This window comes from Lysinibacillus odysseyi 34hs-1 = NBRC 100172, assembly GCF_001591965.1.
GTDB lineage: Bacteria > Bacillota > Bacilli > Bacillales_A > Planococcaceae > Lysinibacillus_B > Lysinibacillus_B odysseyi.
The window spans coordinates 56,398-81,682 of the sequence record NZ_BCVX01000005.1; the positions used below are offsets into that span (position 1 = coordinate 56,398).

A 25,285-nucleotide genomic window follows, 5' to 3' on the forward strand; every position below is an offset into this window, starting at 1 on the left:
GATCATTTTTGTATGCTGCTTACCCGGCCATTCCCACCTCGTACATACGGAATACAACAGTCCCGTTTACCACTTCCTGGCCCTTCTGGTTAACAACTGCTACCTTGAATTCCCTTTTGTTTTCTTCTTCCTTGTAAAGGACTGCCTGTAATGTCAGGACATCATCGATAAATACCATGTTTCGGAAACGAATTGCATAATCCTCGATAAACCCATCCTCCACATAAGGGGTGAACAGCTTTGCCAGGTTGCCCATCGTCCACATGCCATGTGCGATAATGCCCGGCAGTCCGGCATTTGTCGCTTCCTCGTCAATTGTATGAATCGGATTGAAATCCCCCGATGCTCCAGCATATTTGATTAAATCCAGCCGTGTGACCGGGGGCATCTGCATCTGTTCTAATGACTCTCCGACTTTTATCTCTGTCATTGCTGTCATACCGGCATCCCCTTTCTTGCAGCTTCATTAATGATAATGATTTGCTCTTCTGTAAAGATCAGCTCTCCTTGTGCATCTGTTCCTTGGCGTTCAATAACAAGAAAGCCCATCTTCCCGAAAGAGCCTGTCCGCTCATAGTAATTTTTGATTTCCGTCACACCGTATACTTCTTCTCCTACAAAAAGAGGCCGCTTATAATGGAACTTCTGCTCCCCGTGTATGAGCCCTTTTGTGGGCAGCACCAGCTCCTCAATCGCTCCGTACTCAAGGGTAATCGGAAACGTCGGCGGGGCAATATTACGCCCATACCGTGATGCTTTTCCTGCCTTTTCATCAATATAAATCGGGGCAGGGTCATTGATTGCTTCTGCAAACTTCTTCACCGCACCTCTTTCTATCACATTTTTCGACGGAGCAGAACGTTTGCCAATCAGCTCTTTAAACATGAACAGCACTCCTTTACGATTAGTTTTTCGGTCCGCCCGCCACATACAGTACTTGACCGCTGACAAATGATGACTGCTCATCCGCGAAGAATAGAACAGCGTTGGCGATATCCTCAGGCTTTCCGCTGCGTCCGACTGGAATCGTGCTGACCATTGCATCTTTCATTTGTTCGAATGTTATGCCCATTCTCTCTGCTGTCGCCTTTGTCATATCTGTTTCGATGAATCCCGGTGCCACGGCGTTTACCGTAATGCCGTATTTACCAAGCTCGATAGCGAGTGTCTTCGTAAATCCTTGCAGGCCCGCCTTTGCTGTTGCATAGTTTGCCTGGCCGCGGTTGCCAAGTGCTGATGTAGAGGACAGATTAATAATGCGGCCGTATTTCTGCTGTGTCATATACACCTGTGCCGCGCGTGATGCATAGAACGCCCCCTTCAGATGTACATCCATCACTGTCAGCCAGTCCTCATCTGTCATTTTAAACAGCATATTATCGCGGATGACGCCTGCATTGTTTACTAAAATATCAATGGAGCCGAATTTTTCATATACTTCTTTCATCGCCTGCTCGACCTCTTCACGATTCGTTACGCTCGCCGTTTTCGTATAGGCTGAATAGCCTACTTCGGTAAATTGTGCAGCCGCTTCATTCAGTGCCTCCTCATTTACGTCAATAATCGCGACATTCGCTCCTTCCATTGCGAACTGCTCGGCGATTGCCTTGCCAATGCCTCGGCTTCCCCCTGTAACAAATGCCGTTTTTCCTTCAAATCTTTTGCCTGCTGTCATTTCTATTTCCTCCCAATCAAATAAACTGTCCTACCTTGACATGTCCTTTTAATAGATTCCTTGAAATAATCATACGCTGAATTTCATCTGTCCCGTCATAGATTCGCCACAGCCTTGCCTCCCGGTACCAGCGTTCAATCGGCAGCTCACGCGTATAGCCCATCCCACCGTGAATCTGCAGTACACGGTCCACAACACGGTTGCCCATATTAGCGCCGTATAATTTAGCGATGGATGCAAGATGGCGGTTATCCTCGCCCTGATCAAGCGTAAAGGTCGCATTCAGGACAAGCCACTTGGCCGCTTCAATTTCTACAGCAGAGTCGGCAATCATCCACTGAATTGCCTGGCGGTCAGCAATGGGTCTGCCGAATGTTTCTCTTTCTTTGGCATAGTCGATGGCCATCTGCAGCAGGCGTTCTGCCATTCCAACAGCTTGGGCACCGACAACCCATCTCGCAAAGCCGATCCATTCCAGTCCCAGATTATATCCTTTATGAAGCTCCCCTAAAATATTCTCCTCCGGTACACGGACATTATCGAAAATGAGGCTTGCCGGCCCCCATTCTCCCATCGTATCGATATATTCAGACTTCCAGCCCATGTCCCGGTCAACGATGAAGCATGTAACACCTTGTGTGCCTGTCTTGTCATGAAGCTCTTTGTCCGTCACCGCGATAGCCATCACAAAATCTGCTTCGTTCCCGCCGGTAATGAAGGTTTTTTCTCCGTTCAGGACCCACTCCTCGCCGTCTTTTACCGCTGTCATTTTAATATTGCGCGTATCAGAGCCTGCATTTGGCTCAGTCATTGCAAAGCATGATTTTTTCTCCCCGTTGATTGTCGGGAGTAAGTATTTTTTCTTTTGCTCCTCATTGCCGTAATAGAGGATATTATCTGCCGAACCCCCGAATGAAAATGGCACAAAGGTTTTTGAAAGCTCCATCAGCACAATGGCGAGCATCATTTGCCCTAAATTGGCACCGCCGTATTCCTCCGGTGTATTGATACCCCAGAAGCCAAATTCCTTTGCCTTTTGCCTTAGCTCCTGAACCTTTTCTTTCGAAAGGCTTGGCTTACCCTCCCGTTCGTTTTTCAGCACTTCATTTTCCAGCGGCATAAGTTCTTCCTTCACAAACTTGCGGATTGTTTGCTGTACTAATTTTTGCTCTTCGGTCAATCGTAAATGCATATAGACACCCCATTTTCATTAGTGATCTTTCTTATTTAGCGTGATTTTCTTGTTATAAAGAACTGCCGCCATCCACAGCTATGACCTGGCCTGTAATAAAATCGCTCGCACGGCTTGCTAGAAACAGAGCAGCTCCCTTCCCTTCAACGAATCCGGGTCCCCGATTTTACCCATTGGATTGCTTTGGGCAAGGTAGTCACGGTTTTGTTCGATTACATGGCTTGTCATTTTTGTTTCGAAAAAACCGGGGGCTATCGCATTGACCGTAATACCGTGCTCAGCCCATTTTCGTGCAAGGTCACGGGTGAAATGATGTACTGCTGCCTTACTTGTGCTGTAACCAATGGCATTCAGTACTTTGCCTGGCTCCGCTCTTAAACCCGCAATCGAGCCAATATTAATAATTTTCCCGTAGCCATGATCGATCATCTGTCTGCCAATTGCCTTTGTCATTAAAAATGTGCCCGTCACATTTACACCAATTACCTTCTCCCATGCTTCCAGCGGCATATCCTCTACTTTTTCTCCCCATGTCGCTCCGCTGTTGTTTACTAAAATATCGACCCGTTCAAAATCCTCCAGTACTTGCTTCACTGTCTTTTCTACCTGCTCTTCTGAACTCACGTCACATTCATAGCCTCTTGCCTCTACGCCATACCGGGTTTCGATTTCTGCTGCCGTTCGGCGGCAAGGTTCCAGCTTTCGGGAACAAACCGCAATATTGGCTCCGTATTGGGCCAGCACATCGGCAATATCCCTCCCAAGACCGGTTCCTCCCCCTGTAACAAGCGCTGTACGTCCCGTCAGATCAAAATAAGATAGCTCCATCAGTTCACATCCTCACCTTTTTAATACTAACCAGTCATTTAATAAAGAGCACCAGCTGTTACAGACTACTTGTTTCCTTTTTTAAAAAGGAGGCCGTCTTTTTATCCAAATGGTCGTATTGACGGCCCCTTTCGTATTCTTATTGCTATTGGGTGCTTACTTCACCGGCAGACCATAGTAGGCGAAGCTCACGCTGTGGATCATTTACTATCTTGCAATCTTGGTTAAATAGCATCGTTGCCCTATTTTTTTCTTGATACGCAGGCCATGCCGGTAATTCTTCGATGTTCGGATCGCCGTATTTGGCAAATGCAGCCCACGCTTTGTGCATACGGTCTGACAGCTCCTGATTCGGAGCACTTCCTAATAAAGATTCTGCTCCTCTTCCGGCGGTGTTCCATACAAAGGGAATTTCAAGGGCGTGACAGGATTTTAGACTGCCGTTCAAGATAGGCGTCTCCCAATCGAACCGGTACATCCACACCTCTCCGCCATGTTTTGCCTGCTCCTCCGCCAAATAAATTGCAGGGGCTGTAAAGATATCAAATGTCATCATCTGCTCAATAAGCTCACGATTCAATGGCCGATTTTGCAGGTGCGGCGCAATATGCGGCCATTTCCCAGGCAGCGCATGCTCCAGCCGCTGTTCGATTCCTTCGTCATCCAGCTGATCTAACGATGTATCGAGGATGGAATAAAGATTGTATTCATCTTTGTTTGTCCCAATCAAAACGGTGATATCTCTGCATACACCCTTTCCTAGCGCTGCTTCCGGAGGCTCATGGATGACGACCCCATCCACAACCGGCCCTAGCATCATAGGTGGGACATGTTTAGAAGCCTCAAGCAGTTCCGCCGCAGATAACTCCTGAAGTTTTACCAAATCGTCTGTACCGATTTCAAGATTAGCTAAAATTCCTTTGCACACCTGTCCGGCAACGACCGCACTTAAAACGTTACGACCAGCGCCGCTTTGTAAAATCGCTTTTTGGAACAGCGGCTTTGCATTTGGGAGCGTCAGCAAAATACCCACACTCATCGCGCCGGCAGATTCTCCAAAAATCGTAATATTATTCGGATCGCCGCCGAAACCTTCAATATTTTCCTTCACCCATTCCAGTGCGGCAATTTGATCTAAAATACCGCAATTACCGGAACCGGCATACTTCTGCTCATCAATGCTGCCTAAATGCAAGAAACCAAATACACCTAGCCGGTAGTTAATAGTCACTACTACTACATCATGGTTGGCGGCAAACGAAGTACCATCATAGGAAGGAGTAGATCCTGCCCCATTTAAGAAGGCACCGCCATGTATCCATACCATGACCGGCCTTTTTCTTTCATCCGCTGCAGGAGACCAGATATTCAAGTAATGACATGCTTCATTTGTATCTTCTTCCTTTATGGCCGCACCTAAAAAGCCCATAACCTCGCTTTGAGGCTGCACGGCGGCTGCACCAAACTGCACTGCCTCATAGATCCCCTCCCAGGCATCCGGTTTTTGCGGAGGCTGAAAACGCTCGGCCTTCGCATAAGGAATGCCTTTCCATACAGAGACCTCACCAGCCTGTTCGCCTTTTACTTGTCCATACTTGGTTTGTACGACTGTTGTCGACATATCCATTTCCCCTTTGTTTTGAATTAGGATTTGCTACGGTACAAGCACAAGCTTGCCTATTGTCTTTCTGCCCTGCAGAAGCCGGTGAACTTCTGCTGCCTCCTCCAGTTGATAAACGCCGCCAATAGTCAGCTTAAGTTCCCCATTTTCCACATAATGCAGCAATTCTTTCATACTGCGCTGGTACAGCTCCTGCTTCGCCATGATTTGAGGAAGGAAGAACCCAATGACAGAATGATTTCTCCGCATCAGCTGGCCTGCCAGCATCGGCGAATCCTCACCGCTTGCTGCACCGAAGACGACAAGGCGACCAAACGGAGCGAGGCACTTCAATGTTTTTTGGAAAACTTCTCCCCCAACCATCTCCAGTGCTACATCGACCCCTTTTCCGCCTGTCAGCTCACGAACTTGCTGTTCCCAGCCAGGCTTTGTATAATTCACTAATTCATCTGCACCTAGTTCTTTTGCGTGTGCAAGCTTTTCCTCTGAGCTGGCAGTAGCAATGATTTTTCCTGCCCCCAACAATTTAGCCAGTTGAACAGAAAGTGCCCCGACACCTCCTGCAGCCGCATGCACAAGGACGGTTTCTCCCTTTTCCAGCCGCCCCATTGTTGTTAAAATGTGATAAGCCGTCTGCCCTTGAAGCGGCAGTGCAACAGCATCTGTAAAAGAGACCCCTTCCGGCACCTCAGACAGCGCCATTTCGTGGACGCTTGCATACTCTGCATATGCGCCTGACTCGATCATGGAGACAACGCGCATGCCAGGGGAAAACCTCGTGACTTCTTTTCCTACGGCAACGACTATACCTGCGATTTCAGATCCCGGAATGAACGGCAGTTTTGTCGGTACAACATATTTCCCTTCCCGTCTTGCCGTATCGGCATAGTTCACACCGATCGCTTTCACTTCTACGAGAACTTCACGCTCGCCGACTACCGGTACATCCATTTCAATCCACTGCAACACTTCCGGCCCGCCATACTCTGTAAATTGAATACACTTCATTGTTTTTACTGAATGCATTGTTTCCATTAGAATTCCTCCTTCATTTAGCACCTTGTTGCTTCGCTTTTTTGGTGAATTGCCGGCAGCTGCAATACCATATAAAATAATAGCGATATACTCGTCTGCCAGTGCTTCGACAGACAATTTCCCATCCTGGTTAAACCATTGATAGCTCCAGTTTGTTATACCAAGAATGGCCATGCATGTAATGCTGGGATCCAGCTGTGCGTCAAACTCCCCTGCCTGTATACCTTTTGCAATAACCTGTGTGACGTTCAACCGGAATTCTTCCCGCTTCTTATTGATCTTTTCAGTGTGCTCCAATGACAAATTGTGCATTTCCCGGAGATATACCTGGCCGTGTGCTTTACGGGACTTCATATCGTAAACGATAAGAGCAACGATTTCACTAAGCTGCCGGCGGAACCCCTTTACCGTCTGCATAATCGCCTTCTGTTTTTCCAGCAAATCACAAATATACTGTAAAAGAATATCCAGCAGGAGGTTTCCCTTGCTGGCATAGTAGCAATAAAATGTCCCCTTCGTTACACCGGCTGCATTCGTAATATCCTGTATGGACGTTTCACTGAAGCCCTTTTGCTCGAACAGCTTTATGCTGTGGCGGGCAATGATGTCCTTTATATGTTCATGACCTTGGCTGGTCACTCGCGTTTTCCTCCCGCAGTGCCCTGCGCAAAATTTTCCCTACAATCGTTTTTGGCAATTCTGTACGGAATTCCAAGTATTTGGGCACCTTGTAAGCAGCGATCCGCTCGCGTGACCAATCAATGATGTCCTGCTCAGTTACGGTTTGGTCTGCCTTTTTTACGATCAATGCTTTAATGGTCTCTCCTCGGTACTCGTCCGGAATTCCGATAACTACCGCCTCTTGAACAGCCGGATGCTCATACAGTAGTTCTTCAATGTCACGCGGATATACATTGTAGCCGCTTGCAATAATCATGTCTTTTTTCCGGTCGACAATATAGAGATAGCCGTCCTCATCCACTTTTGCGATATCCCCTGTATACAGCCAGCCATTGCGGATCGTATTCTCAGTCTCCTCAGGCATATTCCAGTAGCCCTTCATAATTTGAGGGCCCCGTATAATAAGCTCACCCAGCTCACCTGCGGGCATTTCCTCCAAACCTGTAGACAGGTCGACAATTTTATAGTCCGTTCCCGGTACGCCAATTCCTACACTTCCCGGCTTCCGCTCTCCAAATGGAGGGTTGCAGTGAGTAACAGGTGCTGCCTCGGACAATCCGAAGCCTTCCAGAATTTTCGCTCCTGTCCTCTTTTCGAATTCATGCAGCGTCTGTACAGGGATCGGCGCACTTCCACTATTACATGTTTTAATACTATCAATCCCGTAATCTTGCGCATTTGGATGATTGACAAGTGCAATATACATTGTCGGCACTCCCGGGAATGTCGTTGGCTGCTCTTCTTTAATTGTCTGGAGGACTTCCTGCAAATCAAATTTCGGCAGTAATATAATTGTCGCCCCGTTCAGAATAGATAGGTTCATACAGGAGGTCATGCCAAATACATGGAATAGCGGAATAACCGTCAAGCATCTGTCCACTCCAAAAGGATGCTCATTTTCAAAAAAGATATGGGATTGCTGCGCGTTGACGGAAATATTCCGGTGCGTCAGCATGGCCCCCTTTGACACACCAGTCGTCCCTCCTGTATATTGCAGCACGGCCACATCTTCGAGCGGATCGATTTCCACCGGGAGAATGGCCCGTCCAATGCCGTTCCCGATAAATTGCTCAAACAATTCATCCTCGTCCTGCAGTGTAGACTTTTCCGGTTCAAAGCTGACAACAACAATCTTTTCCAGCACTGTTTTATCTGCAATGGCCTTAATACGGGGATAAAGCGGTTCGTATACTACAATCGTTTTAGCTGCAGAATCATTTAAAATATAGAGTAGTTCTTTTTCGAGATACATTGGATTAACCTGAGTGACAATCGCCCCTGCCTTTAAAATCCCGTAATAGGAAATGATGTATTGAGGACAATTCGGCAGCATAATGGCGACCCTGTCCCCTTTTTGAATGCCTGTCTGCTGGAGTGATGCAGCAAACATAGAGCTGAACGACCACAGCTCCTTATAACGAATTTCTTTTGTGTAAAACTTGATGGCAATATGATCCGGGATTTTTTCCACCGTTTCCTGTAAAATTTCCGGCATCGTTTTAACAGGAAATTCAATGTCTGGTGAAATGGAGCTAGGGTATTGCTTATACCAAACTTTTTCGACTTTCATAGTTTCTCCCCCCTGTTAGTAGGAAATGCATGAAGTTACACTTCCTTCTACTGCTTTTCGTCATACACCAAATACCGAACAACTAACGCCTTTTTCGTTTGGAAGACACGCTTTTGCATTACTCCTTCCTTGGCTTCTCACAGTGCACGTATATTACACAATGGGAATCCGTCTGCATATACAATATGATAGGTTGCACAAAAGCATGACGAAGATGAAGAAGATAGACTTTCTCTTTCTCATATTGTAGATATGAAAAAATAGCAGTTGCGCTCCTCGATACTAACCAGTTGGTATTTTCAGAATACTTAAAATTCAAAAAGGTTTCAAGAGGGTTTTTAAAACGCTTTCATTTTGCTTTTCATTTTTAGATAAAAAACGGGAAAGAAAAAGGGGGTAACTTAAAGCAGTCTCTCCCGTCAAATCAATGAAGGAGGGATAGTTTGAGGGTAAATTACTTTTTTATAATGGTAGCAGTATTCTCTATATTTTTTACAATCGGTTGTTCCGATTATGCAGAGAAAGAACCTAGAGACATAGATCAACTTTTTCCGCCAGCTATGCTAGGACAAATTATGATGGATGGGATGGCATATCCGATAAAAGCAGGAGCTTATAGATGGGAAAGAAGGGATGGTTTAGGTACTGAAATCGTTCAAACAGATCACGCATCTCCCTATCAATCGTCAAAGTATATAGAAGCCATTCATACAAATTCAAATCAAAAAATTGAAATAAAAATTGAAGAAGATCCAGCTATAAAGGTTTATTTATGGAATGAAAATGGAAGAGAAAAAGAAATCAAGCTAGAGGATAATCAAATAGTCCTTCCTTCGGATAACGGAAAGTATATTTATGAAGTTGCAGCAGACTGGCCGAATGGCACAATTTCCTACACCTTTGTTATCGAAATACGATAGTTATAAGCCTGGTTAGAAAAAAATATCAAACCTTACTAACCCGGCTTCCCACTTTTTTATATAAAACAATATTCGCCTAGAGCAGGAACAAAAAAAGCATCAGCGATAGCTGATACTTTTTTATGATTTCTAATTTACAAGTAGCTGCGCGGCCAGTAAAAAGCCAGCCATCACCTCATCATTCAGAGGTAATGCATTGCAGGAATTTTTCTATTCCCCCTGCCATTTTGATGCCTCTACCCCAATTATTTTAACGTTCTCGATTGTTTGCGTCAGCTCTTCGGGGGAAAGAATAGAAAAAAGCTCTTCCATTTTTCTTTCATGCTCCGGGAAAATTTCTTCCATTAGCGCCTGGCCCTTTTCTGTAATCACCGCATAAATGACACGGCGGTCTGTCGGACATCCGCGCCGTTTTACAAAGCCTTTTTGCTCCAATTTATCGATCACATACGTAATACTGCTGCTTGCTACTAATATTTTTTTGCCGATGACTTGAATCGGCTGCTCGCCTTTATGATATAAAAGCTCCAGAACGGCAAACTCTGTTGCATTCAGTCCATATTCTGCTACATCCTTCTTCAATAAATCTTCCAACGAACGGGATGCACGAAGTAAGACCGTAATCGCATGCAAAGCCTGGTTACGCTGTTCCATACGCTCACCTCTTGTTATTTCAATTTCATTTATCTTTAATTCGAGATAATTATAGCATGAATTGGTTTGCTCGTCCACTTGAAGCCTCATTACGAAGGAATTCAAAATATCTGCCAAGAACTCCTTCTTATATTCCCGAACTTTATATTTATAAACATAAAATCAAAAAATTTACATTTAAACAGACAAATGTTATCTTTGTTTATGAAATATAATTCATCGGGATTTATTACCGAAAAGGAAGTGTGGAACATGAATGTAGAATGCACAAGATATAAAGTAAAATCTGGAAAATCGGCAAAGGTAGATGAATGGCTGCAATTTTTAAATAACAATATGTCGGACGTACTCATCACTCTTGAAGGGGAGAAAATGTATATAGAAACGATTTTCCGTGAGGTGTTGAACGGAGATGAATATCTCTATTGGTATTCTGTTAAAGGTACAGGCGGAATCGAAGTTGAGGAATCCACTCATTGGATTGACAAACAGCACCTTGCCTATTGGGAAGAGTGTATCGATAAAACATTCAGACCGGTTGATTTAAAAACAGAAGTAGTCATGATTCCCGAGAAGGTAAAATCTTCTATGGTGTAGCAGAATGCTGCATTATCAAAAACTGCGGACCACTCAATAGAAAGAGTGGCCCGCAGTAGAATAGGGATTTTAAGCGTTTGTTTTTGCACGTACCCGATATAAAAGAAATAGTAATATAAACCATACTGGTGTCAGCAGCAGTGCTGTACGTGTCGCTTCTGCAAACAGCATAATGCCAAGTAGCAGCACAAAGAATGCGAGCACTACGTAATTGATGAACGGCGTAAATGGCGCCTTGAACGTAGATGCCTCATGCAGGGCACGGTTTTTGCGCTTGTAGATGATATGCGAAATGAGAATAATGCTCCATACCCAGATAAAGCAGATCGCACTGATTGTGGTCACGAGGCTGAATGCATTCTCTGGCATCAGCTTGCTTAATAACGCACCTACTGATACAACAATCGTTGATACAATCAGCCCATTTTGTGGAACACCTTGCTTATTCACCTTGGCAAATTTTGCGCTTGCCTGTTCGTTGCTTCCGAGATTATACAGCATCCGGCTTGTCGAGAACATGCCGGAATTACCAGAGGAAGCAGCAGATGTCATTACAACGAAATTAATAATACCTGCAGCAATCGAAATGCCCGCCATCGTAAACACCTGTACAAATGGACTGCTCGTTGCATCCATTGTATTCCATGGATTGATCGACAGGATGACTAATAATGCACCTACATAAAACAATAAAATGCGAACCGGAATTTTATTGATGGCAGATGGAATATTGTTTTTCGGGTCTGCCGTCTCAGCAGCCGTCACCCCGACAAGCTCCACACCGACAAAGGCAAATACGACCATTTGGAACGCCAGCAGGAAGCCGCCGACCCCATTCGGAAACAAGCCGCCGTGTGTCCATAAATTAGATACACTTACCTGTCCTGCATCCGTTTGGACACCCATAACAATCATAAACGCCCCTACCGCAATAAGCGCTATAATTGTCACAATTTTTATAAGGGAAAACCAAAACTCCAATTCTCCGAATAATTTTACTGTCAATAAGTTTAATGCAAGTAAAATGAGCAGACATACTAGTGCCGGTACCCATTGGGGCACATCGAACCAGTACTGTGCATAAATACCTACTGCAATAATATCGGCCATCGCTGTCATAATCCAGCAGAACCAATATGTCCAGCCTGTTACATATCCTGCCCATGGACCGATATATTCCGCTGCAAAGTCAGTAAAGGATGTATAGCTTGTATTGGATAATAATAGTTCACCGAGTGCACGCATGACGAAAAACAATGCGCCCCCAACAATCAAATAAGCCAAAATAATACTTGGACCTGCCAGGGCAATTGCCTTCCCCGAACCTAAAAACAGTCCTGTACCAATCGTACCGCCGATTGCAATCAGCTGTACGTGGCGGTTTTTCAATTCTCGCTTTAGTTCCATGATAATGCCTCCAAGAATCACTCTATGATGACTAGATTTTCTGAGCTGGCCTCTAGCTGCAGATCAAGAAGATAGGAAGACTAGCTCCCCTCCTCAATTACTGATCCATGCTATAATGCCACGACAGCATTTCTCTTGAAACAACACATTTCGCGAACTCACTTACGGATTTTAAAGGAAAGATATGTACAGGTAATTTCTGTTACTTAATATAATGATTTCGAATCACTTCATCTATCATTCCTGAAAAAACAAAAGAGACTAGCGGCAAATAGCACTAGTCTCATTAAACGTAAGAATAACAAAAAACTTTTTCATGTTAAAGTAGATAAATGATAATGACATAAATTCGTCAATTTTCGCTAACATGTAAGTTTATCAGCTAAAAAATAGCTTGCTTTATTACCCTTCTGTCCTTTTGCCTGAGATAGTGAACCCTTCGGCGACGCTTAATGCGCTCTCTCCAGAAAATGCTCCTGCTGTAGTGTCATCCACAGCTTTCAACGCGTTATCTTACCTGCCTGCCAGCAGGTACATGTATTATTTCAAGATAATAGATATCCTAACACTGCTACGGGCGTTTCGCAATAGTAGATATTTTCTGCCTACTTTGATGCTAGCATTTTTTTTCATAACTTACTGTACAGCGTCAACATTAGAGAGGGAAGCCGCAAAAATAAAAAGCGGGAAAACAAGAAAAAGATTTTATATTGACAAACTTTACTGACTATTTTACCATTACGTTAACCAACCAACTAAAACAGTTAACATAAAGAGGTGTCATATGAAAAGTTCGGTTTTCCCTTTAGTTTTAACAGCACTATGTGCCGCCATCATTGCCGTTTTGGCACAGGTCAGCATCCCGCTTCCCCTTGTTCCGATTACAGGACAAACTCTGGCTATCGGTTTAGTCGTAACTATTTTAGGCTTAAGATACGGGACATATTCCGTGCTGCTTTACATTATGCTCGGAGCAATCGGACTCCCGGTATTCCAAGGTTTTTCCGGTGGTCTATCCGTCATTGTAGGTCCAACAGGCGGCTATATTGTCGGGTTTATTCCCTGCGCTCTTGCCATTGGCTACTACCTAGAAAAAACAAATCTTACATTCACACATGCCCTTGTCGCTAATTTGATCGGTATGATTGTGACATTAGTATTTGGTGCTTTATGGCTGAAGGCCGTAGCAGATCTAACATGGACAGGAGCCCTTCTATCGGGTATTGCGCCGTTTGTCGTAGTCGGTATTATTAAAGCTGCGATTGCTGCGTGGACCGGGGTTATCATTCGAAATCGGCTGTTACAGGCAAAGCTTTTGCAGCCGATTGCTTAAAAAGCGAAGACAGAGCTGGCTGTACCAGTTCTGCCTTCGCTTTTTTGCTTAGCCGGAGATAAAATCATCGACCAGTTTTGAGAAAGGTCCCTGCTCTCATTTCATATCCATCCATGGATCTATATAATGGACAGCAATTCCGCTGAATGCAGGGTTTTGTCTATAGGCAGCCGTTACTTTATCTGTTTCATTCTTCAGCTCGTACTTGGACATCCCGGCAAAACTTATATAGGTGCCTTCATCCGAGGAGAGTGTTTCAACACCTACGGCTACTTTCTTGCCCTTTTCCTGCGCATAGGACAGCTCTGTTTCCACAAGCCCGATTATTCCATTTTCACCTTCTGCCTGATTACGATAGGCCATCAGTGTTACGACGTCTGCCGTGTCAATAATCCATTCACTTACAAGCCCTTTACCATAGGCATTTTCGTATGGAATCGTATCAAACCAAAATGGTATGTCTACCTCGAAAGCAAGATTTTGCCCGGTTGTAAATTGCCGGAGTATGCTTACTATATCAAAGTAATTTTGTATGACTTGCTGGCGGTCTGTAGTCCACTGCTCAAGCAAATAGGGCTCTACATCAATATGAATGCCAGCCAGAAGGGGCTCTTCCTGCTGGAGCTGTTCGACCCACTCCATAAATACTTCAGCAGGCTGCCTGTTCTCTCCCCAGCCTCTTCCTCCATCCAATGCATACACAGCAATATCAGCGGCACGTACCTTTTCAAAAAAAGTACGATATATTTCATTCGGCACTTCCACATCGACTTGTACAAATACCTTTTTTACCCCCTGCTCCTGCATGAAGGCGATATACTCCTCCCCCTTACTGTCCAGTAAATAAGGGTTCCAAATCCATGTTGCGCTGTTTTCTATCATTGTTGTCGAGCTAAATCCCTTTATCACAAACATCAAAACCATTACAATTATTAAGAATGACCATTTCTTTTTCATATAATTCCTTTCTATGGAGGGTAACCATGCGCTTATGGCATCATGAAATGATCGATCTTCTTCCGAAATCCCAGCTTTTAGCCCAGTGGCGGGAGCTGAATAGTATTTTTGCAAAAGAAGATCGGCATATTTTAATCAATTACATCTATGAATACCCAAAAGAACATCTTTTTGTTTATACAAGCTCTATTTTACAGGAAATGCGTGCCAGAAACATCAATATTCGGACAATTGATAAAATGAAATGCTATTTTTCTGATATCGATCCAAACAACATCATTCATGAGCCATTTTCAGGGCATCATGATGATGAATACTTTGAAATTTGCTACTTTAATTTGAAGGAAAAATTTCTGCGGGGACAGAAAGATTTTGAGAGAGAACGTTTTGATAAGCTAGAGGACCGATACAAGACTATTCAAGCAAAAAAAGACATGGTATGATGAACCTTTAGGACAGAAACACGTCGATATTATGAATATATTGTTTTGGAGTTGATTCAATTTGTTAGATGCAATCATTATGCCAATGATTGAGTTTTTTAAAGGATTAGGCTATTTCGGGGTTGCCCTTGCTCTTTGTTTTGAATTTATCCCTGCTGAAGCTGTGCTTCCGCTGGCAGGCTATTGGATTTCACAAGGGGAATACAATTACTATCTAATGGTACTTGCCGGGACAATCGGTGGAACGATTGGGCCGCTTACATTGTATATGCTTGGCCGTTTCGGTGGACGACCTCTTGCTGTGAAATACGGGAAGTACTTTTTAGTAAATGAAAAGCAGCTGAATGCAGCGGATGTATTCTTTGCCAAATACGGGGCAGGTGTTGCCTTCTTTGCACGCTTTATGCCGATTGTGCGGACAGCTATTTCCGTTCCTTGCGGGATGATGAAAATGTCGGTTTGGAAATTCTCCGCCTATACCTTTGCGGCGATGCTGCCGATTACAGCGCTTTATGTATATCTCGGAATCAAACTTGGAGAGAACTGGAAACAAGCCGGAGAATTATTTAAGGACTATTTACAGCCGTTCGTCATCATCATTGTTGTGCTGTTAGTAATTTATGGTATTTATAAATACCGCCAAAAATTGCTGGAACGCAAACTGCATTTGAAAGATAAATAATAGTAAGCGCTGCTGGCGTATGCTGGCAGCGCTTTTTATGTGCTTTTATTTCATAGGGACATTTCTGTTAACACCTCCTTTAGCTTTTCCATTACCTTTGATAATGCCAAGAGAGAATCTGCTGCAACAGTTCCTTAGCAGAGCCTTCCAATACGAGATTAAAATCCCTCTCAAAACCTTCTACTTCACGTTTGAAATAAACGAACCTGCCGCTTTTGGCTAATGATAAATATAACAGTAAGAATCTTTTCTTACTTTCTAAAGGAGCAAAAATATTAATGGAAGAACTAAAGTAGAATGAAGGCGAGCTTTAAGGGCCAGCCACTCTTAAGGTTGTTATAGAGTGTTGTCTCTTAAATTTCTATGCTATAGGTGTTCCATTTTTAACAGGTGCATCTGGCTTTAAAAGTACTACGTCACCTTCTTCTGGGACACCCCCTATTACTAATACCTCAGACTTAAAGCCTGCGATACGTCTATGAGGGAAGTTTACTACTGCCACCACCTGTCTTCCAATAAGTTGTTCTGGTTTATATCTTTTGGTAATTTGTGCTGAAGACTGTTTAATGCCAATTTCCCCAAAGTCGATTTCTAGTTTTATAGCTGGTTTTCTAGCTTCGGGAAAAGGACTTGCCTTGATAATTGTGCCAACTCGAATATCTAGTTTTGTGAAATCTTCTATTTCTGCCAAACCGATAACCACCTTTTTAAAATTTTATGAACCTGGCTTTAGTCATGTCTCATATATTCGGAAGAGCATATTAAAACCGAGAGTATTATTGCAAAGTAATGTTCAAAAAAGGAGAAATAGCTCCTTTCATTTTGCTTACGTTTAAAAAAGGATATGTAAACTTATAGTAAGGAACTTTCCAACTAATTTCTTTACCAAATTTAATATCCCATTTATCCTTTATTAAGGAATCTATACTTTTGCGGGGATAACCCCTCAAATTTAACAAACCATCGTGTAAACGAGGAAGAATTTACAAAACCTAACTCCTCACTAATCCTAGTCATAGACCATACTGTTGAATTCAGTAGGTTTTTAGCCTCTTGCAAACGGATTCCGGCTATATAATCTTTGGGACTTTTTCCAGTTTTCCTCTTAAACCATACTGAGCAATATACTGGATGGTAATGCTCTATTTTAGCTAAAGTTTCTAATTTAATTGGCTCTCTAAAATGTTTATGAATATAATCGATTGAGGGAGAATTAGTTATTTGAAATTGATTAGTTATATATCTAGTTAAATCTATTAAAGCGGAAGTACCCTCTTTATTCTTTGACTCCTCCATAAGCAAATAACGGATTGAAGCCCATTTTTTATCCATCGGAGTATACATACTACTTGTATCATCCGGCAAAAACTGCAATGGAATATCTAAGATTAAGAACTCATTCCTGTCTAGTGCACGAAAGGTATGTTCAAACCGCGGTGGAAGATAAAAACAGTAATCTAAGTCAAGTTCTATCTCTTGCCACGGTGTTATTATCTCTAAGGAACCTTGTAATGGAAAAAGGAATTGCCCGTATTCATGTTGGTGTGAATGAAACTCTCTAGAATATGACCTTTTCTCACATAAGATTTGATTGAAACTTTCCATACTTCCGCTCCTATTCATTAATATATTGTAGAACTTTAAATCAGAAATATATAAAGAGTTGGGGAAAAGGCCTTCACACTACAAATAAGAGCAATGCGAGTGCAATGTATTATAAATATTAAGGAAAATCGAAAGAACTAGAACATTAAAATACAAAATTAGAAGACAATTTTTTTAGCGGGCGAATCTTTTTTCAGCCTAAAATCATATTTATTGGCATTTTGATATTTTGGATCTATATAACGTGATTTCTCATCACTTTTTGAGGCTTTTAGAAATTCGGGAAACGATATATATTCCTCCCCTTTCCATATCCAAATACCGGTTTCTCCTTTTTCCTTATGGAATATATTCTTTTGTAGCTTATTTTTTTGATTGGTTGCAAAATAGTTGGAGATGAAAATCCGTGATGGCCCAGCAGTTACAATATTTCTTTCAATTACATTATTTTTTGTATCATATTGTAATAATAGCTGTCCCCCATCCAGCCCTTTTGTGTCGTTTCGATAAAGAATATTTTGAGAGATAGTAGAATTGATTGTACCTCCCCGCTCTTCATCATACCCACCAATCGATATCCCGGTATAAAAATTTTCATAAATAGTATTATTTATTATCTTAATATTATCGGCGTATTTTTTAGCATGCTCCGAGGTTGCTTCAATTCCAATATCACTTTTATAAACAGTATTCTTTTCAATGGTTATATTCTTTCCACCATCTACATAAATTCCGCCAGCAGAATAATCCTCCCCATAGGCTGGATTACCGTAAGAGGATATTTCATAAACTATATTATTTTTTACTATGCCATTTCGCACATAGTCCACTTTTTTATCATTAGAAGTGCCTTCATAACCTATCAGATCAATCCCGATATTATCACTCCGGCGAACAATATTATTCTCCACTTTAAAACCATCAATATTTCCATTTAAAACAAGAGATTCACTTAACCCGAGTTTTAAATCCTCCAGCGTATTATTTACAATATTTATATCTTTTATTGTGCCAGTTCCGTATATAGCGATCCCATGGGCATTCCCATCATCCGCATAGGTTTCAATGTGCCGCACATTATTATTTTCTAGTGTAATATGGCTGCTCGTGCCTGTTACATAAATCCCCATTACTGTTTCGTCTTCTAGGTCAGTAGATAAATCCTGGATAGTTAGTCCACTGATGGTCACGTAATTTTTATTATTTATCGTCACTAAGGCGGTATCCCCTTCAGCATCCTTTATATTCTTTCCGCTAAGAACTACCTTCTCCTCGTTGTAGGCTTTAAATATAATTGGTTTTGAATTGGTACCGCTATGTTTTACGACAAGTTTTTCATGATAATCTCCTTTTCGTATAAAGACGGTAGTACCCGCATTTGCTTCTGACGCTGCTTTTTTTAGTGTGCGAAATGGCTTTGATTTTGTACCGACATTTTGATCACTTCCATTTGTCGCAACATAAATAGCCTGAACCTTCTTCTCCTCTTTATTGGTTAAAACAAATACAGCCACCATAGCAACTGCAGCTAAGAGGATAAAATAAATGGTTTTCATTCAATCATTCCTTATTGAATATATTTCTTAACTTTCATACTATATTGAAGATACATCAATATAGCAAAAAACTTAAAATGTAGAACAGGATGGACATAGGTTTTTGGTTCGTTAAACAAAAGATACTGTAGTATGTTTACAATAACCGAGCCTTTTGGCGAAGTCTGTATTGATCGTTGTCTTCTTTCGGGATACTATTGAATGCTATCTTCTCTAGAGATAGATTATTTGAATTACATACTACAGAGGTAGATGCTAAGAATGTTATTACTGAAAGAAACACTAATTTCCTCATATGTCTCTCTCCACTAACATTTTTATAGAAGGGCAATTTTTCATTCACTCTTCTTCAACGTAACTACTACGGTAGTATAAGCGTAATTCTCCATAATCCCAACTGTGTTATATACATATATATTTACTTTTCTCAAAATGGAGTCCTATAGCAAAAGGAGGCACAATCCTTTTTCAAGAATCGCGCCTGATTGTTAAAGTTACATATATTTATTGCACTAATAATAATTCACATCTTCCCCGTCAAAATTATCTATTAACACCTATCAATCCACACCGAACTTGTCAGTTACGGCTGACAAGTTCGGCGCAGACTATAGAAATCACTGAGTGGCGGGTATATGAGTCTTTAATTTATATCATCTATTGTCAATTCCTGGTCCGAAGTAAAGCTGACGTACTCATAATTTTCTTCCCCGTTCACCATACTGCGATACCCTGCCTCGGTCAGATAATAATCGATCGATTCTTCATTTAACAGCTCCTGCATAGTCCTGCACTGCTGCAATATTTGTTCTTTCGTCAAATCGCCTTTTTCAATTTCCAGCATAATGAGAATCGGCTTCGGTGTTTTCAACTGCGGCGTCCATTCCTCAGCAATTTTACTGTATACTTCCACATCAGTATCCACTGAGCCGACTTCCGGCACTTTTTCTTGGAGGAGCGTTAGAATATACTGCTCTGCCTCTTCGTTTAGTTTTTTGGATGCTTCTTTGTCTATGTTGGATTCATGAATCGTATCACTATAAACTTCATACGGTTCGAGAGCGGAGACATAGAACGTATAGGTAGTTTCAACTGCTGTTGGGTCTTTTTTCACTACTTTAAACTCATAAGTACCATCAGTCCATCCATACCCTACCGACCGCTTGATTTCGTAGTCCATGTCCGGATACGTTTGTTCTAAAAATTCTTCCAGACTCTCCTTTGCTTTGTGTTTGGCAATTGTATTTCCGCTCATTTGCATATAAGCGAACACGAGTATGGCAATTAATGAAATTGCAAGCACACCGTATATTATTTTCTTTTTCATCATTCATTTTTCCTCTCTTATTTTAAGAATGCAAAAGCCGATAATGATTCCGACAAAAGTAACCAGCAGGTGGACAATTAAGTTAGTCAGTGCTATTTGAAGAACTTCCGAAAAACTTTCAGCATAATATTCGCCGAACCAATCCGTCATATATAATAGGCAACTCCATATGAAATTCGGTACGCCCGCAAGCAGGACGGCAACGAGTACCGATCGATAAAACAGATACGTGACCGTACCCAAAATGGCATAGGTCAGGATAAAGCCACTATTATCATTCATAATGGTCGTGCTCATCGCCAATATAAAGGCAATTGCTACAAAGAAAATCTGTATTGTTGTCAATTTCACCGTTATATTCCGAATCATTTTTTTAGAAGCACCGCCGGGTTTTACTTCCGCAGGCAGTGGAATTTGTGATTGTTCCGCTATATGCCGGCATTCTTGGCAGCTTTGCAGATGTTCCTCAACAAACCGTTGAGTATCGGGTTGCAATAATTCCTCTTCATATAAAGGTAGTAGATCTTGCGTCACCGAACATATAGTGTTCATAAAGTATCCTCCATTGTTTTTTGAATTCTTAATTTTAAGCGGTGAAAGGTTACACGCGCATAATTTTCAGATTTACCGATTAATGCGCCAATATCTGCAAAACTCAGCTCCCCGTATATGCGCAGCAGTACAATTTCTCTCGCTGAATCCTCTAACTTTGAAATAAGATGCAAAAGTCTTTTCGTATCCTCTTTGATTTCTGCTAGCTCTTCTAATGAGTGAATTTCCGTTTCTGGTACCGCAGAAAGTTTTTGCATTAGGCTAAGCTGATACTTGTTTTTGCGGTAATATTTCTTCAATAGGTTAGTTGCAATCGAAAACATCCAAGTCGATAAGGTGGAAGTGCCGTTAAATGATGCGATGTTTTTACACGCCTCATAAAAGGTATCATGGCAAAGATCTTGGGCAGTTGCCTGATTTCCTGTCTTCGCATAAAAAAACGCATAGATTTTTGGTTGGATTTCTTCGTATTCTTCTTCTAGCTTTTTCATAACGCCCTCTCTCTCTTGCTGTTCTTAGTATTAATACCTCGGTTACATGTTTCGTTACAACTTTTTGAAAAAATTACTTCTCAATTACATATTTTAGAATCATTTTAGTATTTGTACCGTATATTTAATTGATAAATAGTTGCCAGCCTTAGAATTGAGTAGACTAAATGGATTTTCATTTTCTCTTTCTTATAATTAGTTGTATGTAAAATGGTTTTCACATTAGGAATAACCTTATTGCTAGTAAGTTGCTTTTAAAAACCAATAAATATTTGGAAATAAATGTTTCAATGAGTTTTCTACAAATTAAATAAGGAAGGTGTCCTTGGACACCTTCCTTATTCCTATATCTAAAAATTTGATCTATTTGTTACCACTTGAAAAGATGTCCTTTGCCTTAATGTGAACGCTACTATTATTGCCGCTAAGGTAATAACAGCTTCAACAATCAGTGCTAGATTGACAGCGTCGGTCAATAAAGTGCCTCCTATTTATTCCAATAATCCACTTGTATTAAAGACAGCTGAAACGATTGACATCACCACACTCAATTTTACTGCAGAGCCAATTTGTTGACCTGTATTTATAATAGCTGATGCAACTCCTTGTTCTTTCATTTCAATACCTGAACTAGAGGCAATAAACATTGTGGTGAATACAAATGATTGACCCAAATCTATAACAATTGTGCCTAATATCATTGCCCAAATAGACTTATGTGCAGTTAATTGTGTAACAATGATGAAACCTAGCGCACCAAGTCCCATTCTAGTCCCCATAATACAAGTAACAGAACAATAGTAAACCTACCTCCAGAAACCATATTACGCCAAAATCTTCTTTCTATCCTGCATTTATAAAACATTTTCTATTATTAATATAAGTACTTAAATGATTACTAATCTATCGTTCCTTTTTTAGAATCCAGATACTCTTCTTTTAATATCGAATAATATGCGCTATCTACTAAAACACCTTTTATCATTTCGCTTTTACGAAGGATTCCTTCACATTTCATGCCTAGGCGGCTTAACACTTTCCCGGAAGCACTATTCCCTACTTCATGTGCTGCATATACTCGCTCTAATCCCAATACATCAAAGGCTAATTCAAGTACTAGGTTCCCAGCTTCTGTCATGTACCCATTACCCCAGAAATGTCTATTTAATGTAAATCCAAGTTCTCCACTTTTATTCCATTCATGAACCCTAAATTCGATAGCACCAATCATTTTGCTGCTCTCTTTTAACTCAATTGCATATTTACCTATCGATTCTTTTACAAAATAATTGGCAATTACACTTTTAGTTTGCTCCAAATCCTTATGTGGCTCATAAATATAACGTGTAGTTTCTTCATCAGAAGTATATTCATACATATCTTCAGCATCATCAAGTGAAATCGGGCGTAATTTAATACGCTCACTCTCCATTTGGCTGTGCTTAACTAATAAAAGGTTAAAATTGCTCATAATTTCTCTCCGATTCATTCATTCTAAATTATTTCTTTTATACTAAATTATTCTACCATACATAATTGAAATAGTTAGCTAAATTTTCTGTTTTTAAAAATCTATGTGGCGGCTTATTGAAACTCATATCATAACGTTGAATATTCTTACCATGGTTTAGCAATATATTCTGTACAGCCAATGACCATCCATACCACTTATATATTGAACTATTTAATCTCTATACTTAAATTTGTATTTTTCTATAAATCTTTATTGTATGAAAGATCTTGTCTATGACTTGAATTCACTAGAATCGGTTTGATCTTACCAATCATTGAACTACTATCAATACATTCACTCATATTAACGCTAAATCTTCACATGGGCGCATGCAATCCACCCTTACTTGCGAAAAAAGATCTCCGAGCGGTGCTGTGATACAGTAGATGAACGTGTCGTCATTAACATTCTTATTATGGAAGTTGACAAAGCCCTACAAGAGAATGCACCTTGTATCCTTCAACCTTTATTCGAAGCTTCTAGTATGGATAAATAGAAATTGGATGAAATAGGCGAAGTAATCATGCACCTGCTGCATCAGCTGAAGAAAACTACTGAAAATATGAAAGGTAATATAAGCAAACATAATAGCTGTACTACTTTAATGTTTTCTGCATAAAGGAGCGGCGCATTTTTTATGGAATTTTCCAGTTTCATAAAAGATTCTATATGTTCATTTCGGAAACTATCTATTTAGTGAATTCATTAACCCGAAGTAGTATTCTGCTTTATGAGTAGTATTGAGGTTATACCATGCTTGTAATGTTTCCGGTGTAAACACATCTAAAACTCCCAGTACTTCCTTCGCAAATTCAATAGGTGCTGTTCCCGATGCTGTAACCAAATTGGCATCGGACACTGCTGGTACGTTCACATAATGATTCTCCCCTTTGTAATTGGGACAAACCATCTTCAAATACTCTAAGTTATTACTTGTATGCATTCTTGAATCCAGGTATCCATTAGTCGCCAGTCCTATAGCGGCACCGCAAATTGCTGCGACAATGGTGCCAAGTTCTAAGGCTTCATCGATTTTTTTCAAGAGAGGTTGATGAACGTCTTCTCCCCAAGTGACCCCTCCGGGCAAGATGATAAGATCCTTGCCTTCAAAAGTACACTCCTCAAGGGAAATATCCGGCATTATCTTCAGTCCTCCCATTGTGGTAATTATTTTTTTTGCAGTCCCGACTGTGACTATTTCCACCGGTACTGCATTCTTTTTGAAATACCGTCTTGAGTTTAATTCAGCAATCAGATATCCATATTCCCAGTCTGACATTGTATCAAATACATACAAATAAGCTTTTTTTGTTTGCATCTCATTTCACTCCTATCTTAATTGATATAGCCTATTATAAAAAAACTACCCTGACAGCTAGCGTCAAGGTAGTCATTATTCTTGATAAAATTTTAATAATTCCAACAGAACTTCAATAATTTTTTTCTTAAGGCTTGCCGGTTCAATAATCTGAATGGATTTAGCGTAAGGTAAAAGTAAATGAGGTACATATGTATGTGTTATATCTTTTTCTAGAAGAAACACAGCTTGATCAGCTGATTTTTCATGTAAATAATTCCCTAAAAACCAATGCTGACAAATATCATTTATTGTGCTTGTGTCTCCAACAATAACCAAAGAAACAATCTCTTTCTCATCTTTTATAGTCGGAAGGAGATTTTGTAAAAAGGAATCCGATGCCAAAAAATCATTCGGACAATCAAACTTATTTTCGGTTACTAATAGATCTTCGATACGATCTGCTCTAAAACTGCGAATATCCTCTCTAAAATGACAAAATCCAATGATGTACCACTTATTATTCCAAAAAATAATCTTATACGGATCAACCAATCTATATTTCGATTGATTTTTACCGTTTTTATAGTATTGAATTTTTATAGAGAATCGGCTTGCTACTGCCCGCTCCACTTCCTGCAAAATGGGCTCCAAGGGACTGGAATTCACCCTACTTATTACTTCAAGACTGGTTGCATACTGATTTACCTTTGCTTCCTGCTCTTGGTTTGAATATTTACCTAACTTCGAAATAGCTCTCTTTAGTACTTCTCCCCCATAGTAACCGGCTTCTTCTGCAAATACAGCGGCGTGAAAAAGTGATGCTTGCTCTTTGGCATCAAAGAAAAGGGGTGCTTCGAAAAATTCCTTTAATAAAGTATATCCGCCGTTATGTCCCGGGTAGGAGATGATAGGTACACCACTTGTCGAAAGTGTATCAATATAACGGTATACCGTTCTTATATTTATTTCCAATTTTTCTGATATTTGTTTTGCGGTAATTTTTTCACTAGTGCTCAACATTCTTAAAATTGCTAGTATATTATCCAATTTAGGCATATTGAACATCCTCAGTATAAAATTTTTTATTTATCTTATTACTTCCCTTTATTAAACTGGATTTTACTATATCAATCATGTAAATTTCACATATTCCCCTCGGATTATACTCTTAGTCTCATTATAGTTAATACAGCTCTTTGTTCCAAGATGATATATTTAAAAAACCTATTAAGGAGGTATTTCTTATATATATGAAATAACGAGTTACGAATAGAAAACGTATTGAAATAAGGAGAAAATTATTATCCCTAAACAGAATTTTTATGACATAACCTATAGCATACAAG

At 40.8% G+C, this 25,285-nt stretch carries 25 protein-coding genes, 2 pseudogenes and 1 riboswitch; of the genes and pseudogenes, 5 read left to right on the forward strand and 22 right to left on the reverse strand.

Annotation, left to right across the window (positions count from 1 at the left end):
- Positions 1 to 19: 19 nt before the first annotated feature.
- The 9 genes and pseudogenes from BOD01S_RS09490 to BOD01S_RS09525 form a co-directional block, all read right to left on the reverse strand.
- On the reverse strand, positions 20 to 439 hold the full coding sequence (locus BOD01S_RS09490; RefSeq protein WP_036154595.1) for a MaoC/PaaZ C-terminal domain-containing protein: 420 nt from the start codon (positions 437 to 439) through the stop codon (positions 20 to 22).
- Positions 436 to 885: a MaoC family dehydratase N-terminal domain-containing protein gene (locus BOD01S_RS09495; RefSeq protein ID WP_036154593.1), complete on the reverse strand. Its 450-nt coding sequence runs from the start codon at positions 883 to 885 to the stop codon at positions 436 to 438. The genes BOD01S_RS09490 and BOD01S_RS09495 overlap by 4 nt, the downstream gene beginning before the upstream one ends.
- Positions 886 to 904: 19 nt before the next feature.
- The gene (gene fabG / locus BOD01S_RS09500; protein WP_036154591.1) at positions 905 to 1,675 is read right to left on the reverse strand and encodes a 3-oxoacyl-ACP reductase FabG; all 771 of its coding nucleotides are present in this window, start codon (positions 1,673 to 1,675) and stop codon (positions 905 to 907) included.
- A gap of 16 nt (positions 1,676 to 1,691) precedes the next feature.
- Positions 1,692 to 2,867 carry an acyl-CoA dehydrogenase family protein gene (locus BOD01S_RS09505; RefSeq protein ID WP_036154588.1) on the reverse strand — a complete coding sequence of 392 codons (1,176 nt, stop codon included), beginning with the start codon at positions 2,865 to 2,867 and terminating at the stop codon, positions 1,692 to 1,694.
- A gap of 52 nt (positions 2,868 to 2,919) precedes the next feature.
- Positions 2,920 to 3,695 (reverse strand): annotated as a pseudogene (locus tag BOD01S_RS09510) (glucose 1-dehydrogenase).
- A 145-nt stretch (positions 3,696 to 3,840) separates the two neighbouring features.
- Positions 3,841 to 5,316, reverse strand: coding sequence for a carboxylesterase/lipase family protein (locus BOD01S_RS09515; protein ID WP_036154586.1), 1,476 nt, complete (start codon positions 5,314 to 5,316; stop codon positions 3,841 to 3,843).
- Positions 5,317 to 5,349: 33 nt separating this feature from the next.
- Positions 5,350 to 6,324 carry a quinone oxidoreductase family protein gene (locus tag BOD01S_RS23685; protein WP_036154742.1) on the reverse strand — a complete coding sequence of 325 codons (975 nt, stop codon included), beginning with the start codon at positions 6,322 to 6,324 and terminating at the stop codon, positions 5,350 to 5,352.
- 102 nt (positions 6,325 to 6,426) lie between these two features.
- A pseudogene (locus BOD01S_RS23835) lies at positions 6,427 to 6,990 on the reverse strand (TetR/AcrR family transcriptional regulator); the annotation flags it as partial.
- Positions 6,971 to 8,602 (reverse strand): long-chain-fatty-acid--CoA ligase, encoded by a 1,632-nt coding sequence (locus tag BOD01S_RS09525; protein WP_036154584.1) that lies wholly within the window; start codon positions 8,600 to 8,602, stop codon positions 6,971 to 6,973. The pseudogene BOD01S_RS23835 and the gene BOD01S_RS09525, both read right to left, overlap by 20 nt.
- Before the next feature lie 467 nt (positions 8,603 to 9,069).
- Between BOD01S_RS09525 and BOD01S_RS09530 the strand changes: the two genes are divergently transcribed.
- Positions 9,070 to 9,522: a hypothetical protein gene (locus BOD01S_RS09530; RefSeq protein ID WP_036154740.1), complete on the forward strand. Its 453-nt coding sequence runs from the start codon at positions 9,070 to 9,072 to the stop codon at positions 9,520 to 9,522.
- 210 nt (positions 9,523 to 9,732) lie between these two features.
- Here BOD01S_RS09530 and BOD01S_RS09535 read toward each other — a convergent pair whose 3' ends face one another.
- Positions 9,733 to 10,266 (reverse strand): MarR family winged helix-turn-helix transcriptional regulator, encoded by a 534-nt coding sequence (locus BOD01S_RS09535; RefSeq protein ID WP_407655995.1) that lies wholly within the window; start codon positions 10,264 to 10,266, stop codon positions 9,733 to 9,735.
- A gap of 162 nt (positions 10,267 to 10,428) precedes the next feature.
- Between BOD01S_RS09535 and BOD01S_RS09540 the strand changes: the two genes are divergently transcribed.
- Positions 10,429 to 10,773, forward strand: coding sequence for a DUF6176 family protein (locus tag BOD01S_RS09540; RefSeq protein ID WP_036154582.1), 345 nt, complete (start codon positions 10,429 to 10,431; stop codon positions 10,771 to 10,773).
- Positions 10,774 to 10,842: 69 nt separating this feature from the next.
- Here BOD01S_RS09540 and BOD01S_RS09545 read toward each other — a convergent pair whose 3' ends face one another.
- Entirely contained in the window at positions 10,843 to 12,180 is a 1,338-nt protein-coding gene (locus tag BOD01S_RS09545; RefSeq protein WP_036154579.1) for an amino acid permease, read from the reverse strand.
- Between the two features lie 400 nt (positions 12,181 to 12,580).
- A riboswitch (glycine riboswitch) is annotated at positions 12,581 to 12,657 on the reverse strand.
- Positions 12,658 to 12,964: 307 nt separating this feature from the next.
- Between BOD01S_RS09545 and BOD01S_RS09550 the strand changes: the two genes are divergently transcribed.
- Positions 12,965 to 13,513 carry a biotin transporter BioY gene (locus BOD01S_RS09550; RefSeq protein WP_036154577.1) on the forward strand — a complete coding sequence of 183 codons (549 nt, stop codon included), beginning with the start codon at positions 12,965 to 12,967 and terminating at the stop codon, positions 13,511 to 13,513.
- Positions 13,514 to 13,609: 96 nt separating this feature from the next.
- Here the strand turns inward: BOD01S_RS09550 and BOD01S_RS09555 are convergent, their stop codons facing one another.
- On the reverse strand, positions 13,610 to 14,470 hold the full coding sequence (locus BOD01S_RS09555) for a hypothetical protein (RefSeq protein ID WP_036154575.1): 861 nt from the start codon (positions 14,468 to 14,470) through the stop codon (positions 13,610 to 13,612).
- Between the two features lie 26 nt (positions 14,471 to 14,496).
- On the opposite strand from BOD01S_RS09555, the gene BOD01S_RS09560 reads away from it, so the two are divergent.
- Positions 14,497 to 14,913: a pyrimidine dimer DNA glycosylase/endonuclease V gene (locus tag BOD01S_RS09560; protein WP_036154573.1), complete on the forward strand. Its 417-nt coding sequence runs from the start codon at positions 14,497 to 14,499 to the stop codon at positions 14,911 to 14,913.
- A 61-nt stretch (positions 14,914 to 14,974) separates the two neighbouring features.
- A complete protein-coding gene (locus BOD01S_RS09565; RefSeq protein ID WP_174523079.1) occupies positions 14,975 to 15,595 on the forward strand; it encodes a DedA family protein in 621 nt (206 codons plus the stop codon).
- Between the two features lie 361 nt (positions 15,596 to 15,956).
- On the opposite strand, the gene csaA is transcribed toward BOD01S_RS09565, so the two are convergent.
- From csaA to BOD01S_RS09615, 10 genes are all read right to left on the reverse strand, one after another.
- The gene (csaA, locus tag BOD01S_RS09570; protein WP_036154571.1) at positions 15,957 to 16,286 is read right to left on the reverse strand and encodes a chaperone CsaA; all 330 of its coding nucleotides are present in this window, start codon (positions 16,284 to 16,286) and stop codon (positions 15,957 to 15,959) included.
- Between the two features lie 212 nt (positions 16,287 to 16,498).
- Positions 16,499 to 17,200, reverse strand: coding sequence for a helix-turn-helix transcriptional regulator (locus tag BOD01S_RS09575; RefSeq protein WP_036154569.1), 702 nt, complete (start codon positions 17,198 to 17,200; stop codon positions 16,499 to 16,501).
- 158 nt (positions 17,201 to 17,358) lie between these two features.
- On the reverse strand, positions 17,359 to 18,756 hold the full coding sequence (locus tag BOD01S_RS09580; protein WP_036154567.1) for a right-handed parallel beta-helix repeat-containing protein: 1,398 nt from the start codon (positions 18,754 to 18,756) through the stop codon (positions 17,359 to 17,361).
- Positions 18,757 to 19,399: 643 nt separating this feature from the next.
- The gene (locus BOD01S_RS09585; protein WP_036154565.1) at positions 19,400 to 20,086 is read right to left on the reverse strand and encodes a YfjL-like protein; all 687 of its coding nucleotides are present in this window, start codon (positions 20,084 to 20,086) and stop codon (positions 19,400 to 19,402) included.
- Positions 20,087 to 20,635, reverse strand: a complete 549-nt coding sequence (locus BOD01S_RS09590; RefSeq protein WP_036154563.1) for a zf-HC2 domain-containing protein — start codon at positions 20,633 to 20,635, stop codon at positions 20,087 to 20,089.
- A complete protein-coding gene (locus BOD01S_RS09595) occupies positions 20,632 to 21,126 on the reverse strand; it encodes an RNA polymerase sigma factor (RefSeq protein ID WP_036154561.1) in 495 nt (164 codons plus the stop codon). Before BOD01S_RS09595 ends, BOD01S_RS09590 begins: the two co-directional genes overlap by 4 nt.
- A 491-nt stretch (positions 21,127 to 21,617) precedes the next feature.
- Complete coding sequence (locus BOD01S_RS09600; protein ID WP_156117031.1) at positions 21,618 to 21,905, reverse strand: MFS transporter; 288 nt, start codon at positions 21,903 to 21,905, stop codon at positions 21,618 to 21,620.
- A gap of 119 nt (positions 21,906 to 22,024) precedes the next feature.
- The gene (locus BOD01S_RS09605) at positions 22,025 to 22,597 is read right to left on the reverse strand and encodes a GNAT family N-acetyltransferase (RefSeq protein WP_036154557.1); all 573 of its coding nucleotides are present in this window, start codon (positions 22,595 to 22,597) and stop codon (positions 22,025 to 22,027) included.
- Positions 22,598 to 23,324: 727 nt separating this feature from the next.
- On the reverse strand, positions 23,325 to 23,957 hold the full coding sequence (locus BOD01S_RS09610) for a type 1 glutamine amidotransferase family protein (protein WP_036154555.1): 633 nt from the start codon (positions 23,955 to 23,957) through the stop codon (positions 23,325 to 23,327).
- A gap of 75 nt (positions 23,958 to 24,032) precedes the next feature.
- Positions 24,033 to 24,995: a helix-turn-helix transcriptional regulator gene (locus BOD01S_RS09615; RefSeq protein ID WP_036154554.1), complete on the reverse strand. Its 963-nt coding sequence runs from the start codon at positions 24,993 to 24,995 to the stop codon at positions 24,033 to 24,035.
- Positions 24,996 to 25,285: the final 290 nt, after the last annotated feature.